The organism is Cupriavidus sp. GW822-FHT02D05, from assembly GCF_058802485.1.
Window position 1 is genome coordinate 113,918 of the sequence record NZ_JBXAOE010000016.1, and the last position, 13,281, is coordinate 127,198.

A 13,281-nucleotide genomic window follows, 5' to 3' on the forward strand; every position below is an offset into this window, starting at 1 on the left:
ACGGCACTTCAACGCCCGAACCGGAACTCCACGCATCCGGTAGCATCGATCGGTGTACTTTGGCTGACCCGCAGGGTCTCGGACGAGCCGAGCATACGGAACCAGTGCTGGTACGCCCCCTCCAGAAATGCCGGCGACCAGGTGTCGGCTCCGTCTCCAAGCGCCGCGTTCAGCGGCGCGCAGAAATGCCGGACCACCAGGGCCCCCCCCACATCCTCGATGCTGGTCCAGCCCCAGTCCACATCCAGCCAGATCTGGGCGACGGCGCGCTCCAGCTCGGCAAGCGTCGCGCAGGCGCCAGGATCGAAACGCTTGGCAAAACGCGCGCCAACGCGCCACATCACGGCGCGCAGGCCGGCCACGTCCATGGACTCGGATAGTTCTTCGGCGAGCGCCGACAGTACATCACGCCATTGCGACGAGCAATGCCGCTCAGTAAGATATTGCAGAATTGCTTGATTCACCCCGAGATCCTGTTTTAATTGCTTACAGTCAATACTCTTCTTATTGTTGGAGCGCCATTTTCTTACCAACCCGGCGATCTGGGCAAATGCTTTGCGAGCGACAATGGCTATGTCCCATCCTCGCAACATCCACAACGGCAGCCCCCATGCCCCGATCCGGAGGATTTCCCGCGCGGGTAGGCGCCACGGCCTTTCGCGGGCAGCCCAAGCCTGACAGTTTCCACGTCATGAGGGAACCCACCCCCTTCTGAAGCGGGGAACACTTCACATTGCCAGCCAAATGTCTCTACATTATCCGGTAAGGCGCTGTTGCCGGGCAGCGATGACCGCTCGCAGTGCCATTCTGGCTCGATAAATTGCAGACCAGTGCATGTTCTCCCAGCGGGGATATCGCGCGGCTTAGGGCGAGAAACGATAGGACAGGGCCCGAGGCAGTAAAGCAGGCGGCTGCGGACTAGTCCGGCATGACCTGCGCGCCAGGGCGGGCCGCGGCGACGAATGCATCGATCAGGCGCGCGCCGCGCCGTTCGCGCAAAAAATAAAGATACTCACTCATTTCCTCGCTACTATCCTCAAAATCCAGCATTTTCAAGTGTGGATGGCTTGGCACCTCGTGGCGGGCAATGACGGATACGCCGAGTCCGCGAATGACCGCCTCCCGGATCGATTCCCGGCTGCCGATTTCCATCGGCGTGGCAGGCACCACGCCCGCCCGACGCCGTAGGCCTCCTCCAGCGCACGGATCTGGGCGGTGATGGTCGGCTGCGACAGGCCGAGCCGCTTGGCAGCCTGGGTCACGCTGCCGATGCGGGCGACCATGAAGAAGGACTTGAGCTGGGCAATGAGCATGCTGGAGACGCGTGGTGATAGCGCAGGTGAATCGGGCGCTGGGCCTCGGTGGCCGCGCCCGGCGCCAGGGATGACGCCGTTGCGGCCGGGGGCGTATTCTAAGGCGCGGGGATCTGTTGCCACGCCGCTTTCGACCGAACAGGAGAATGCCATGCCCGAGCGCAAGCAGGACGCCACCCGGATCGAGACCGACAGCCTGGGCGACATACCAGTATCAGCCCGGCACCTGTGGGGCGCGCAGACCGAGCGCTCGCGCCAGAACTTCCGCATCGGCAGCGAGACGATGCCGCCCGCGCTGATCGAAGCATTCGCCATCCTCAAGCTCTGTGCCGCGCGTGCCAACCGAGAGTTGCGCGTGCTCACGCCGGAACTGGCCCACGCCATCGAGGCGGCGGCGCAGGAGATCATCGCCGGCAAGTGGCCCGGGGAGTTCCCGCTCTCGGTCTGGCAGACCGGCTCGGGCACGCAGACCAATATGAACCTGAACGAGGTAATTGCCAACCGCGCGATCCAACTGCTGGGCGGCGAGCCGGGCGCGAAGCAGCCGGTGCATCCCAACGATCACGTCAACGCCAGCCAGTCTTCAAACGACAGCTTTCCCACGGCGATGCATATCGCCGCCACCCGGGCGATCCAGCTGCAACTGCTGCCCGCGCTGGAGCGCTTTCAGCAGGCGCTCGGGCGCAAGGTGGACGCGTTCAGCGACATCGTCAAGGTGGGCCGCACGCACTTGCAGGACGCCGTGCCGCTGACGCTCGGCCAGGAGTTCTCCGGCTACGAAGCCCAGGTGGGAGATGCCCAGTCGCGCCTGCGCCAGGCCATGCTGCGCGCCATGCCGGTGCCGCAGGGCGGCACCGCGGTGGGCACCGGGCTGAATGCGCCGCATGGTTTTGCCGCGGCCTTCGCGCGCGCGCTGTCGGACTACACGGGCCTGCCGTTCGAGCCCGCGCCGAACCGCTATGCGCTGCAAGCCTCGCACGATGCGCTGGCCGACCTGTCGGGCGCGCTCAATACCACGGCATCGTCCTTCCTGAAAATAGCGCGCGATTTCATGCTGCTCGGCTCCGGCCCGCGCGCGGGCCTTGCCGAACTGATCCTGCCGGCCAACGAACCTGGCTCTTCGATCATGCCGGGCAAGGTCAATCCCACCCAGGCCGAGGCGCTGGCCATGGTGTGCTGCCGGGTGATCGGCAACCACACCACCGTCACGCTGGCCAATGGTCTCGGCACGCTCGAGCTCAACGCGTACAAGCCCGTGATCATCTACAGCCTGCTGCAATCGGTCACGCTGCTTGCCGATGCCGCCGCGAGCTTTGCCGAACGCATGGTGCAAGGGGTACAGGCGGATCGCGAGCGCATCGCCGAGATGCTCGGGCGCTCGCTGATGCCCGTGACGGCGCTCAACCCGTACATCGGCTACGACCGCGCCGCCGAAATCGCCAAGCTGGCGGTCACGCGAGGCCTGCCGCTGCGCGAGGCGGCGCTTGCCTCCGGACATGTCACGGCGGCCCAGTTCGATGCATGGATCGACCTGAAGGGAATGACCAAGGAAATATGAGGCGCCGCTTAGCGCTGGCCCATCTCGCACACGGCGCAGACGGTAACGGCCGCACCACAGGTGAAGACCAGCATCACCAGCACCATCAAGGCGTCGACAAAGCTCATGCTGCCCGGCGCAATCACGCTGACCAGCCGCCAGCAGATCCAGGCGATCCATCCCAGCGCCGCGATGGCACTGCAGACCGCCAGGGTTGCACAGGCACGGTGCGTCAACCGGCGCCAGGAGGCAGCAGGAGCGGGAGCGCTTTCGTTATCGGATATGACAGTCTGCATCCGGATTCTCCTTAGCCAAGCCTTGCGGCCTTGGCAGAAAACGCCGGGGCCCGCATCGTATGCGCCTAAGAAGAGCCCAGCGCGGCGAGGCGCGCACGGAGCTATGAGGACGCATTGGGCCGCATTCGACAATCAGCGTGAGTGCCGCCAGAGTGCCGCCCGGACTGAGTATGGTTCGGCGAAAGCCGGTTGCCTATCGGTGGCCGTCTGACAAGGTGTCCGGGCCGGCTTTTGTTGCCGAAAGGCAAAAGCGTACCCGTTTCTGCGTGCCGTCAAACCCACCTGCAACGGCCAGGAAGGGGCTCGCGCCTACTTGCCCACAGCCTTCTGCCGATAGCGCGCCAGTTCGGCGCCTAGCCACGGTGCGCTCTGCACCGGCTGGGCCTGGCCGCACTTGACCAGGTAAGGCTTGCCGCTGACGCTGCTCTTGCTCGCGCCCAGTTCGATAAAGCTCTCGCTGGTGCTGATGACGCCCTTGTCGGCCAGGTAGTCGTACTTCTTCTTGAGGTGGGCGGCCGCATCTGGCGCCGAATACCAGCTGCCATTGCGGTTGAACTGGCAATTCGAGCCCGCCAGGTAGCCAAAGAGATGGGTGACCTCGGCCTGCGTGGCGGCGGGCGGTGGCGCGGCGGCGGCGGGGGCCATGGGGGCCGCCAGCGCAGTGGCTAGCAGCAGGACGGACAGGAAGGCAGGCTTCATTTTCACGGAGTCGATAAGTCGCATCCGCTGCATTAGAGCGGTATTCCCGCTCCGGTTCAAGGCTTGACAAGCGACCAGAGCGCCCGCCGCGCGGGCGGAACCAACTGCCGGCGCGGCAAAGCGTACCCGTTTCTGCGTAGCAATCCGGAGCGTCAGCCGATCGCGCCGCCGCCATCGAGCAGCACCGTCGAACCCGTGGCAAAGTCCGTCCCGGCCAGGTAAAGGATGGCCTGCGCCACGTCTTCTGGCTGGCCGATGCGCTGCGCCGGGAGCCGCGCGGCCACGTTTTCGAACATGGCCTTGCGCGCGGCGCCGTCCAGCTTGTCCCACAGCGGCGTGGCGATCAGGCCCGGAGAGACGGTGTTGACGCGCACCGGCGACAGTTCCAGCGCCAGCCCGCGGCTGAGCGCGTCCAGCGCGGCATTGATGGCGCCCTGCAGCACGGATGCCTTGCTCGGCCGCACGCCCAGGAAGCCCGAAACCAGCGTCAGCGAGCCATGCGCGCTGATCGGCACCAGGCGCGCCACGCGATAGGCGCCCCAGAACTTGCTGTTCATCGCGGCGTAAGCATCGGCCAACGGCAACTGGCGCACCGGGCCGGTGGGCGTCTGCGCGGCGGAGATCACAACGTGGTCCCACGGGGTGGCGCCGTCCATGAACTGCGCCACGCTGGCGTCGTCGGTGATATCGACCGTGGCGCCGCTGACCGTGCCGGCGCTGGCCAGCGTGCGTACAGCGGCATCGACTTTTTCCTGCGAGCGCGAGGCGATCGTGACGCTGGCGCCGCGCTCGGCAAAGGCAGCCGCGGTGGCCAGGCCGATGCCGGAACTGCCGCCAACCACCAGCACCCTGGCGTTCTTGAAATCGGGAAACATGGCAAGACTCCTTGAATTTCCTTCAATGGCCAATCCATGCGGCAGGAAGGAAGGCCGCATGCTTGCCAGCCATTATGGTCACGGCGCGCCGGCGGATCATCCACCCAGGATTGGAAGCACTCTTGGCAAGCATTTGATAATCGATGGCGCGCCGGAGCACGCCAGCAAGCCCGGCGCGCCGCCGCTACAATGCTGCGGTGCAGCTTAGGCCTCGTCCCGGGGCCGCTCACCCTCCTCCCAGCCGTCGCCAACGGCCCCGAAACAATCTCCTGCCCATCATGAAGCCGCTCCTGCTCGTCCTCAGCCACGTCAGCGCACAGCATCTGTCCTCGATTGCCGAACAATACGAGGTGCTCTACGCGCCCGACAGCGCGGCCCGTGCCACGCAGGTCCGGGAGGCCGGCGCCCGCGTGCGCGCGGTGCTGACGATCGGCACGGTCGGCCTCACCGCCGCGGAGATCGACGCCATGCCCGCGCTGGAGCTGGTGTGCGCGCTGGGCGCGGGGTACGAGAACATTGCCGTGGCCCACGCCCGCGCGCGCGGCATCGTCGTGGCCAACGGTGCCGGCACCAACGACAGCTGCGTGGCGGACCACGCCATGGCGCTGCTGCTAGCCACCGTGCGCGCCATCCCGGCGCTGGACCAGGCCACGCGCGCCGGCAAGTGGCGCACCGCGCTGCCGCTGCAGCCCAATGTGTCGGGCAAGCGCATGGGGATTCTCGGCCTCGGCACCATCGGCCAGCGCATTGCGCAGCGCGGCCTGGGCTTCGACCTGGAGGTGGGGTATCACAACCGAGCCCCGCGCGACGACGCGCCGTATCGCTATTTCGACAGCCTTGGCGCGCTGGCCGAATGGGCCGACTACCTGATCATCGCCACGCCCGGCGGCGCGGGCACCCGCCACCTGGTCGACGCCAAGGTGCTGGCCCAGCTGGGCCCGGGCGGCTTCGTGGTCAATATCGCGCGCGGCAGCGTGCTTGACACCGCGGCGCTGGCGGATGCCCTGCGCGCCGGCAAGCTCGGCGGCGCCGGACTTGACGTGTACGAGACCGAGCCCGAGCCACCCGCCGAGCTGTTCGACTGCCCCAATGTGGTCCTGACCCCGCACGTGGCAGGCAGGTCGCCGGAAGCCATCGACGCTTCAGTGCGGCAGTTCCAGGAGAACAGCCGGCTGCATTTTGCCGGCGAGCCTGTGCTTACACCGGTCGGCTGACGAGAGGCCCCGCCGCGCGCTCAGGCGACGGGAAACGCCACCCGCACGCGCAGCCCGGGCGCAGCGTCTTCCAGCGAGACCCGCGCGCCGTGCGATTGCGCGATCTCCGCCACGATGGCCAGGCCCAGCCCGCTGCCCCCGGTGGGCGCTTCCGGCACCCGGTAGAAGCGGTCGAACACGCGCGCGCGCTCGGCGGCGGGAATTCCCGGCCCGTCGTCCTGCACGATCAGTTCCGCGCTCTGCGTATCCGATTCTCCTCCGCCCGTCATGGCCCGTCCCCGGCCAACCAGCACATCGACCCTGCCGCCTGCCGGCACATAGCGCAGCGCATTGTCGACCAGGTTGGTCAACAGGATGCGCAGCGCATCGACGTCGCCGCGCACCATGGCCGGCCCGGCCGCGGCGTCGAGCCCCAGGTCGATGTGGCGGTCGAGCGCGGCCTGGGTCATCTCCGCCACCACGCTTTGCGCCAGCGCGCGCAGGTCCACCGGCTCATGCGGGGGCGCTGCCGCGCCGGGCTCCTGGCGCGCCAGCGTGAGCAACTGGGCCACCATGTGCGTGAGCCGCTCCAGCCCCTGGCGCAGCTTGCCCACGGCCTCCTGCCGCTCCTCGGCCGTATCGGCGCGCTCCACCAGCTGGGCCTGCAACTGCAGCGCGGCCAGCGGCGTGCGCAGCGCGTGCGCGGCGTCAGCCACGAAGGCGCGCTGGGTATCGATGGCGTGGGACAACCGCGCCAGTAGCTGGTTGAGCGCCTCGGTCAACGGCGCGATCTCGTCCGGCATGCTGCTGACCGCCAGCGGGGCCAGGGCGTTGGCGTCACGCTGGCGCACCCCGGCGGCGATCTCGCGCAAGGGCCGCAGGCCACGTCCCACGGCCACCCACACCAGCCAGCCGATCAGCGGCAGCAGCAATAGCAGGGGCGCCACGGTGCGCAGCGCCATGCGCGCGGCTACCTCGCTGCGCGCCGACATCGGCTGGGCAATCTGCACCACGCCGAGCCCGAGCTGCACGCTGTAGATCCGCCATTCGCCCTGCGCGGTCTTGACGTTGGAAAATCCCAGCTCGGCGCGCGGCGGCAACGCGGGATGCGCGTGCGACAGATACAGGCTGCGGCCGGAGCCATCCCAGATATGGATCACGACGTCTTCATCGGCATGGAACAGGCTGTCGCTAGGCGAGCCCGGCGCGCCGGGCGACTGCTGCGCAACGAACGGCGGCATCACCGGATCGGCAAACTGGCTGGGCAGCGCGGCGGCCACCTGCTTCATCTGGTAGTCGAACAGTGCGTTGGCTTCCTGCCGGGCCTGCCCGTAGATCAGCGCAGTGGCAATGGCGATGCCGGCCAGCAGGCCCAGGGCAAGCCACCACAGCAGGGTTCTCTGGATGGAACGCATCAGCCCGCGCCCCCGGCTTCGAGCTTGGGCACCACATAGCCCACGCCACGGATATTGCGGATCAGCCCCGCGCCGAATTTCTTGCGCAGCGCGTGGATGTAGACTTCCACCGTGTTGCTGCCCACTTCATCGCCCCAGCCGTACAAGCGCTCCTCCAGCTGCGCCACCGACCACACCTTGCCGGGCCGCGCCAGCAGCGCCGAGAGCAAGCCGAACTCGCGCGCCGACAAACGCACCGCCTCACCGTCAAGGGTGGCCTCGCGGGTCACGGGATTGATCACGATGCCGCCGTAGCGCAGCAGCGGCTCCGCCCGGCCTTCGGCGCGGCGCACCAGCGCGTGCATGCGCGCGGCCAGTTCCTGCAGGTCGAAGGGCTTGACGAGGTAGTCGTCGGCGCCGGCGTTCAGCCCCGCCACGCGATCGGCCACGGCGTCGCGCGCGGTCAGGATCAGCACCGGCGTATTCACGCCACGCGCGCGCAGCGCGGCGAGCACCTCCAGCCCGGAGCGGCGCGGCAGGCCCAGGTCGAGCAGGATCAGCGCATAGCAGGCCTCGCCCTCGGGGCCGCCCGACTGGGTGGCCGCGGCCAGGCCGGCCTCGCCGTCCTGCACCCAGTCCACCGCGAAGCCTTCCTGGCGCAGTGCCAGCTTCACGCTATCGCCGATCATGGCGTCGTCTTCCACCAGCAACACTCGCATGGTCAGGTCCGGATCAGGCAGGGTTAGGTTGGTTGGCCGGGTTGGCTTGGCTGGCACCATCGCCATCGCCGTCGACGCCATGCGTGATCGCTTCGTCCAGCGCCTGCGCCAGTCCGGGCAGCGCCGGGTATTGCGCGTTGATGACGTAAACCGGCAGGCTTTCCAGGTACGCGCTCAGCCGCCCCTTGGCGGTAAAGCGCGCGTTGAACGCGGAGTTGCGCAGCGCGGGCACGAAGCGCGGCACGATGCCGCCACCCAGGTAAACACCGCCACGCGCACCCAGTACCAGCGCAATATCAGCCGCCACGGAACCCAGCAAGCCGCAAAACACGGCAAGCGCGCGCTCGCAGAGCGGGTCGTGCCGGTGGATCGCGCCTTCGGTTACCTCTGCCGGCTCGAGCTGGCGCGCCAGGGGCGTACCCGTTTCTGCGTGCAACGCGGCATGTATCAGCGACAGCCCCATGCCCGACAAAAGACGCTCGGCGGAGACACGGCCGAAGGCCTGGCGGGCCGCGCGCCACGCGGTCCATTCGTCTTCGGTCTCCGGCATCAGCTCGATATGGCCGCCCTCGCCGGCCAGCGCCACGGCCGGCCCGGAGCGCGCGGGCACCAGCCCGGACACGCCCAGCCCGGTGCCCGGGCCCACCAGCGCGAGCGGCGCACCGGCCACGGCCACGCCCTGGCGCATCAGCGTCAGGTCCTGCGCGCCAAGGTGTGGCAAACCCAGTGCCAACGCGGTGAAATCGTTGATGGCCAGCAGCAGGTCCAGGCCCAGCGAGCGCTGCATCTGCGAGATGGAAAACGCCCAGGCGTGATTGGTCAGCTTGACGCGATCGCCGGTCACCGGGTTGGCGAGGCCAACGGCCGCGTGGCGCGGCCTGGCGCTACCGGTCGGCAAGCCGCCGAGGTAATGCTGCATGGCAGCCTCGAGCGAGGGGAAATCGGCCACTTTGAGCGCGGTCACCGGGCCGATGCGCTGCGGCGCGGTTTCCAGCGCAAAGCGCACATTGGTGCCGCCGACATCGCCCAGCAGGCGTGGAAAGTTCTGCATGGCATCAAGCCGAGAAGACATCGGTGCCATGCCGGTGCCGGCTCAGCACCAGGCTGATGGGCAGCGCCGGGATGGGTCCCTTGCAGGCGCGTGCGAACACGGCTGTCTTGACGGGTCCCGCGAACGACAGGAAGACGCGCTCGGCGGCCAGTAGCGCCGCCAGGTTCAGCGTGATGCGCGCGTGCGGCGCCTCGCGCGGATGCGTCACCATATAGCCCGGCTGCGGCTCGGCAAGAGCCTGCTGCAACTCGGGCGCCTCGGGAAACAGCGAGGCGGTGTGGCCATCCTCACCCATGCCCAGCACGATCACGTCGGGCTGGCGCCAGGCCGCGTTCAGCCGGGCCACCGCGCTGGCCGGGTCGGCCGCTTCGGCGGCGTCGGCCACCAGCGGCACGAAGGCCGCCTTGCCAGCCGCCTCGCGCAGCAGGTGGCGGCGCACCAGCGCGCCATTGCTGTCGTCATGGTCGGGCGGCACCACGCGCTCGTCGACCAGCGTGATGGTGACCGCGTCCCAGCGGATGGTGCGATGGCGCAGGCGCTCGAACATCGCCACCGGCGAGCGGCCGCCGGACACCGCCAGCACCGCCCAGCCGTTCACGCCGATGGCGATCTCCAGCGCGTGGGCTACCGAGATCGCCATTGCTTCGGCCAGGTCCGCCTCGGAGGTATGTTCGTAGCGTCGCATGGGCAGTGTCTCCTGTTCGAATGAGGGTCTATCAATGATCAGCGGGCGCGGCTCACACCTCTTCGTGCCAGAGCGAGCCGTCGCGCGACATCAGTGCGGACGAGGAAGCCGGGCCCCACGTGCCGGCGGTATACGCCTTGGGCGGCACGGTGCTGCCTGCCCACGTATCGATGATGGGCTCGACCCAGCGCCAGGCCTGCGCCTGTTCGTCGCGCCGCACGAACAATCCGAGGCGGCCGCGAATGACATCGAGCAGCAAGCGCTCGTAGGCGCCCGCGCGGCGCACCTTGAAGGAGTTGGCGAAGTCCAGGTCGAGCGAGGTGCCCGTGAGCGCCACCGTATCGCCGGGCTGCTTGACCAGGAAATACAGGCGGATGCTTTCCTCCGGTTGCAGCCGGATCACCAGCCGGTTTTGCGGCGACAAGGTCAGCGGGCGCGGGAAGATGGCATGTGGCACATCGCGGAAGTGGATGACGATCTCCGCCACGCGCGACTGCATGCGCTTGCCGGTGCGCAGGTAGAACGGCACGCCGGACCAGCGCCAGTTGGCGATCTCGGCCTTGATGGCGACAAAGGTCTCGGTATGGCTGTCGGGCGCGATGCCCTTCTCGTCGAGGTAGCCCACCACCGGCTTGCCGCCCACGGCGCCGGCCCGGTACTGCCCGCGCACGGTTTTCTCGGCCACGTCCTGCGGCGTGATGGGCTTGAGCGCCTTGAGGATCTTGATCTTTTCGTCGCGGATCGCATCCTCGGACAGGCTGGAGGGCGGCTCCATCGCCACCATGCACAGCAGTTGCAGCAGGTGGTTCTGCACCATGTCGCGCAGCGCGCCGGTGTTGTCGTAGAACTCGCCGCGCGTTTCCACGCCAAGCTCCTCGGCGATGGTGATCTGCACGTCCTGCACCCATTCGCGGCGCCACAGCGGCTCGAACAGCGCGTTGCCGAAACGGATCGCCATCAGGTTCTGCACCGACTCCTTGCCCAGGTAGTGGTCGATCCGGTAGATCTGGTCTTCGGCGAAGTACTGCGCCACGGCCGAGTTGATCGCATCGGACGAATGCAGGTCGTGCCCGAGCGGCTTCTCCAGGACGATGCGGACATTGGGATGATTGAGCCCGGTGCGCGCGAGCTGCTCGCAGATGGGGACAAAGATATGCGGCCCGGTGGCGAGATAGCACACCACCACCTCTGGCGAGCGCTGCAGCACCTTGGCCGCCAGCGCGTCGAAGTGCTCGGGCACGCGGGCGTCGGCCTGCACATAGCTGATGCGCGCAAGGAAGGTGGCCCAGGCTTCGGGCGGTGCATGCTCAAGACCCGGCCGCACGCTCTGCTCCAGCGAGCCGACGTAGTCTTCGGTGGAAAGGGGATGGCTGCCGGTGGCAAGAATGCGGGCGTTGGGATGAAGCAAACCCGCGCGGTGTGCATCGAACAGCGCCGGCAGCAGCTTGCGCCGCGCCAGGTCCCCGGTGCCGCCGAACAGCACCATGTCGAAATCGGGCATGCTCACCCTGTACTCCTTGTCTTGGCCAACGTGGGTGCGGCGCAAGAGCCCGGCGGGGCCTGCGGGGTTCCAGGAACACCAGCGCGCGTCACTTTACTGAGTGCCGCGGTGCGCCGCATAAGTTCCGGCCAGTTTAGTTGAGTCGCTGCCGCTTGGCGAGGCGTGGAACGCTTGCGCCATCCGGCGCGGAACCCGAGATTTGCCGCCTGCGCGCACTAGCCGGCCAGCAGATCCACCCACAGGCCGCGAGCCTGGAGCTGGTAGGCGCGCGTGGCCTCGATCAGGGCGCGGCGGGGCGCCGGGTCCATGATGGCCTCGGGCAATAGCGGATCGCGCACGATGGCGCGGATGATGGCACGGCCTACCAGCATGGCTTCGCGCGCGCCGGCATCCGGCGCCATGCGCGCCAGCTTGGCCCGGCTGCGCTCAAGTTGCGCCAGCGCGCGGCGATAGGCGGATTGCAGTGCCGGCACGTCCCACAACTGGGGCATGCGCGCGGCGGCATCGGCATCGAACTCGCGGCCCACGAATAGCAGGCCGGCGCTGGCCATCCCGAGGCGGGACAGCGCGGCGCGCATGGCCGGGGCACCGCCCGCGAGATTGTCCGGGCGCACGTTGATGCCGGCGGCCAGCACCCGAAAGCCGGACAACGACAGCGCGCGCGCATGGTGGCGCCAGGCGGTCTTCTCGCTGCGCGCCACGGCGGCGTCCTGCACCACCAGCCAGTCGCCGGCCCAGTGCCCCAGCCGGCTCTCTTTTTCAAACCAGTGCTCGACCTCATCGTAGACCGGGTTGCCTTCCGGCAACACCGCGTAGCAGCCGCGCTCCGTCTTGACGATGCGGCCCTGGCGCTGCAGGCGCGTCAGCGCCACCCGCACGCTAGGCGTGCCGATGCCCATCACCTCAGCGCCGCGCGCCAGCGCCTGCACCGGCAGGGTACGCTCCGGATGGCCGTAGAGCAGGTCCAGGACCAGGTCGGTCGCCGAGGGCTCGCGGATTTCTATTTCATGCATGGGTCGAAAGCGGGAGCAACGTGGGCGGTAAAGGATGCCGCGAAGGGTAAACCAGAAATATTTCTTTTCTTGGCATAAATATATCATTCGGCGAAATATTTATGCATGTGGAAAAACACCTAGAAAGTACCCGATTCGTACAATTCACCCTTGCCAGGCGCAGGCACCGAGGATACGAGCATGGATAGTAAGCCCAGTCAGCCCAACCAGTATGTCAGGACCGAAACGTCCGGCCCGGTCCTCACCATCATTCTGGACCGCGCCGACAAGCGCAACGCCGTGGACGGCCCGATGGCGCTGGCGCTGCGCGAGGCATTCACCCGGTTCGAATCCGACCCGGCGCTGCGCGTGGCCGTGCTGTGGGGCGCGGGCGGCCATTTCTGCGGCGGCGCCGACCTGTCGGCGGTGAGCGACCCGGCGCGCCGTCACGAACTGGATCCGCAAGGCGGTGGCTCGGGCCCGATGGGCCCGAGCCGGATGGCGCTGTCCAAGCCGCTGGTGGCCGCGGTCAGCGGCTATGCGGTAGCGGGCGGGCTCGAGCTGGCGCTGCTGGCGGACCTGCGCGTGGCGGAGCGCGATGCGGTCTTCGGCGTGTTCTGCCGGCGCTGGGGCGTACCGCTGATCGACGGCGGCACGGTGCGCTTGCCGCGCATCGTCGGCATGGGCCGCGCGCTCGACATGATCCTGACCGGCCGCCCGGTGCCCGCCGAGGAAGCGCTCGCCATGGGGCTGGCCAACCGCGTGGTCGAGCCAGGCCAGGCCCGCGCCGCGGCCGAGGCGCTGGCGCATGCGCTCGCCGCCTTCCCGCAGCGCTGCATGCTGGCGGACCGGGCCTCCGCCTACGGGCAATGGGACCTGCCGCTAGCCGACGCACTGCGGGCCGAAGGCGCCAACGGCACGCCGATCGTGTTCGAGGAGGGCATCCCGGGCGCCGCCCGCTTTGTCGGGGGTGCCGGCCGCCACGGCAATTTCTCCGGCTAGGCAGGCATCGGGAACGGGGACGGG

General features: G+C 68.2%; 15 protein-coding genes. 3 read left to right on the forward strand and 12 right to left on the reverse strand.

Annotation, left to right across the window (positions count from 1 at the left end; genetic code table 11):
- Positions 1-8 precede the first annotated feature (8 nt).
- The 3 genes from bcsD to AC1RQK_RS21800 all read right to left on the reverse strand — a co-directional run bounded on the left by bcsD (position 9) and on the right by AC1RQK_RS21800 (position 1,583).
- Complete coding sequence (gene bcsD / locus AC1RQK_RS21790; protein WP_492371939.1) at positions 9-593, reverse strand: cellulose biosynthesis protein BcsD; 585 nt, start codon at positions 591-593, stop codon at positions 9-11.
- Positions 594-918: 325 nt separating this feature from the next.
- Positions 919-1,152 carry a LysR substrate-binding domain-containing protein gene (locus AC1RQK_RS21795; RefSeq protein WP_492811091.1) on the reverse strand — a complete coding sequence of 78 codons (234 nt, stop codon included), beginning with the start codon at positions 1,150-1,152 and terminating at the stop codon, positions 919-921.
- Positions 1,053-1,583, reverse strand: coding sequence for a LysR family transcriptional regulator (locus tag AC1RQK_RS21800; protein ID WP_492811093.1), 531 nt, complete (start codon positions 1,581-1,583; stop codon positions 1,053-1,055). The genes AC1RQK_RS21795 and AC1RQK_RS21800 overlap by 100 nt, the downstream gene beginning before the upstream one ends.
- On the opposite strand from AC1RQK_RS21800, the gene AC1RQK_RS21805 reads away from it, so the two are divergent.
- Positions 1,465-2,871 carry a class II fumarate hydratase gene (locus AC1RQK_RS21805; RefSeq protein ID WP_492811095.1) on the forward strand — a complete coding sequence of 469 codons (1,407 nt, stop codon included), beginning with the start codon at positions 1,465-1,467 and terminating at the stop codon, positions 2,869-2,871. The two genes, AC1RQK_RS21800 and AC1RQK_RS21805, sit on opposite strands and share 119 nt — an antisense overlap.
- Positions 2,872-2,879: 8 nt before the next feature.
- On the opposite strand, the gene AC1RQK_RS21810 is transcribed toward AC1RQK_RS21805, so the two are convergent.
- The 3 genes from AC1RQK_RS21810 to AC1RQK_RS21820 all read right to left on the reverse strand — a co-directional run bounded on the left by AC1RQK_RS21810 (position 2,880) and on the right by AC1RQK_RS21820 (position 4,720).
- Positions 2,880-3,146: a hypothetical protein gene (locus AC1RQK_RS21810; protein WP_492371937.1), complete on the reverse strand. Its 267-nt coding sequence runs from the start codon at positions 3,144-3,146 to the stop codon at positions 2,880-2,882.
- Between the two features lie 309 nt (positions 3,147-3,455).
- Positions 3,456-3,845 (reverse strand): YfeK family protein, encoded by a 390-nt coding sequence (locus tag AC1RQK_RS21815; protein WP_492811097.1) that lies wholly within the window; start codon positions 3,843-3,845, stop codon positions 3,456-3,458.
- 152 nt (positions 3,846-3,997) lie between these two features.
- Positions 3,998-4,720, reverse strand: coding sequence for an SDR family oxidoreductase (locus AC1RQK_RS21820; RefSeq protein ID WP_492811099.1), 723 nt, complete (start codon positions 4,718-4,720; stop codon positions 3,998-4,000).
- Between the two features lie 278 nt (positions 4,721-4,998).
- Between AC1RQK_RS21820 and AC1RQK_RS21825 the strand changes: the two genes are divergently transcribed.
- Entirely contained in the window at positions 4,999-5,934 is a 936-nt protein-coding gene (locus tag AC1RQK_RS21825) for a 2-hydroxyacid dehydrogenase (RefSeq protein WP_492371934.1), read from the forward strand.
- Positions 5,935-5,954: 20 nt separating this feature from the next.
- Here AC1RQK_RS21825 and AC1RQK_RS21830 read toward each other — a convergent pair whose 3' ends face one another.
- The 6 genes from AC1RQK_RS21830 to AC1RQK_RS21855 form a co-directional block, all read right to left on the reverse strand.
- On the reverse strand, positions 5,955-7,328 hold the full coding sequence (locus tag AC1RQK_RS21830; protein WP_492371933.1) for an ATP-binding protein: 1,374 nt from the start codon (positions 7,326-7,328) through the stop codon (positions 5,955-5,957).
- Entirely contained in the window at positions 7,328-8,026 is a 699-nt protein-coding gene (locus AC1RQK_RS21835; protein ID WP_174425788.1) for a response regulator transcription factor, read from the reverse strand. The genes AC1RQK_RS21830 and AC1RQK_RS21835 overlap by 1 nt, the downstream gene beginning before the upstream one ends.
- A gap of 13 nt (positions 8,027-8,039) precedes the next feature.
- Positions 8,040-9,098 (reverse strand): glucokinase, encoded by a 1,059-nt coding sequence (locus tag AC1RQK_RS21840; RefSeq protein ID WP_492811102.1) that lies wholly within the window; start codon positions 9,096-9,098, stop codon positions 8,040-8,042.
- Positions 9,082-9,762, reverse strand: coding sequence for a 6-phosphogluconolactonase (gene pgl, locus AC1RQK_RS21845; protein WP_492371931.1), 681 nt, complete (start codon positions 9,760-9,762; stop codon positions 9,082-9,084). The genes AC1RQK_RS21840 and pgl overlap by 17 nt, the downstream gene beginning before the upstream one ends.
- Before the next feature lie 52 nt (positions 9,763-9,814).
- Positions 9,815-11,263, reverse strand: coding sequence for a glucose-6-phosphate dehydrogenase (gene zwf, locus AC1RQK_RS21850; RefSeq protein ID WP_492371957.1), 1,449 nt, complete (start codon positions 11,261-11,263; stop codon positions 9,815-9,817).
- 215 nt (positions 11,264-11,478) lie between these two features.
- Positions 11,479-12,276 carry a PaaX family transcriptional regulator gene (locus AC1RQK_RS21855; RefSeq protein WP_492811105.1) on the reverse strand — a complete coding sequence of 266 codons (798 nt, stop codon included), beginning with the start codon at positions 12,274-12,276 and terminating at the stop codon, positions 11,479-11,481.
- Between the two features lie 180 nt (positions 12,277-12,456).
- Here AC1RQK_RS21855 and AC1RQK_RS21860 point away from each other — a divergent pair, with 180 nt between their 5' ends.
- Positions 12,457-13,257 (forward strand): crotonase/enoyl-CoA hydratase family protein, encoded by an 801-nt coding sequence (locus AC1RQK_RS21860; protein ID WP_492371929.1) that lies wholly within the window; start codon positions 12,457-12,459, stop codon positions 13,255-13,257.
- The last annotated feature ends 24 nt before the right edge of the window (positions 13,258-13,281 follow it).

Coding starts and splice junctions, on each gene's coding strand:
- bcsD (WP_492371939.1), bottom strand. CDS start 593: ATGTTGCGAGGATGGGACATAGCCATTGTCGCTCGCAAAGCATTTGCC.
- AC1RQK_RS21795 (WP_492811091.1), bottom strand. CDS start 1,152: ATGGAAATCGGCAGCCGGGAATCGATCCGGGAGGCGGTCATTCGCGGA.
- AC1RQK_RS21805 (WP_492811095.1), top strand. CDS start 1,465: ATGCCCGAGCGCAAGCAGGACGCCACCCGGATCGAGACCGACAGCCTG.
- AC1RQK_RS21800 (WP_492811093.1), bottom strand. CDS start 1,583: ATGCGGAAGTTCTGGCGCGAGCGCTCGGTCTGCGCGCCCCACAGGTGC.
- AC1RQK_RS21810 (WP_492371937.1), bottom strand. CDS start 3,146: ATGCAGACTGTCATATCCGATAACGAAAGCGCTCCCGCTCCTGCTGCC.
- AC1RQK_RS21815 (WP_492811097.1), bottom strand. CDS start 3,845: ATGAAGCCTGCCTTCCTGTCCGTCCTGCTGCTAGCCACTGCGCTGGCG.
- AC1RQK_RS21820 (WP_492811099.1), bottom strand. CDS start 4,720: ATGTTTCCCGATTTCAAGAACGCCAGGGTGCTGGTGGTTGGCGGCAGT.
- AC1RQK_RS21825 (WP_492371934.1), top strand. CDS start 4,999: ATGAAGCCGCTCCTGCTCGTCCTCAGCCACGTCAGCGCACAGCATCTG.
- AC1RQK_RS21830 (WP_492371933.1), bottom strand. CDS start 7,328: ATGCGTTCCATCCAGAGAACCCTGCTGTGGTGGCTTGCCCTGGGCCTG.
- AC1RQK_RS21835 (WP_174425788.1), bottom strand. CDS start 8,026: ATGCGAGTGTTGCTGGTGGAAGACGACGCCATGATCGGCGATAGCGTG.
- AC1RQK_RS21840 (WP_492811102.1), bottom strand. CDS start 9,098: ATGTCTTCTCGGCTTGATGCCATGCAGAACTTTCCACGCCTGCTGGGC.
- pgl (WP_492371931.1), bottom strand. CDS start 9,762: ATGCGACGCTACGAACATACCTCCGAGGCGGACCTGGCCGAAGCAATG.
- zwf (WP_492371957.1), bottom strand. CDS start 11,263: ATGCCCGATTTCGACATGGTGCTGTTCGGCGGCACCGGGGACCTGGCG.
- AC1RQK_RS21855 (WP_492811105.1), bottom strand. CDS start 12,276: ATGCATGAAATAGAAATCCGCGAGCCCTCGGCGACCGACCTGGTCCTG.
- AC1RQK_RS21860 (WP_492371929.1), top strand. CDS start 12,457: ATGGATAGTAAGCCCAGTCAGCCCAACCAGTATGTCAGGACCGAAACG.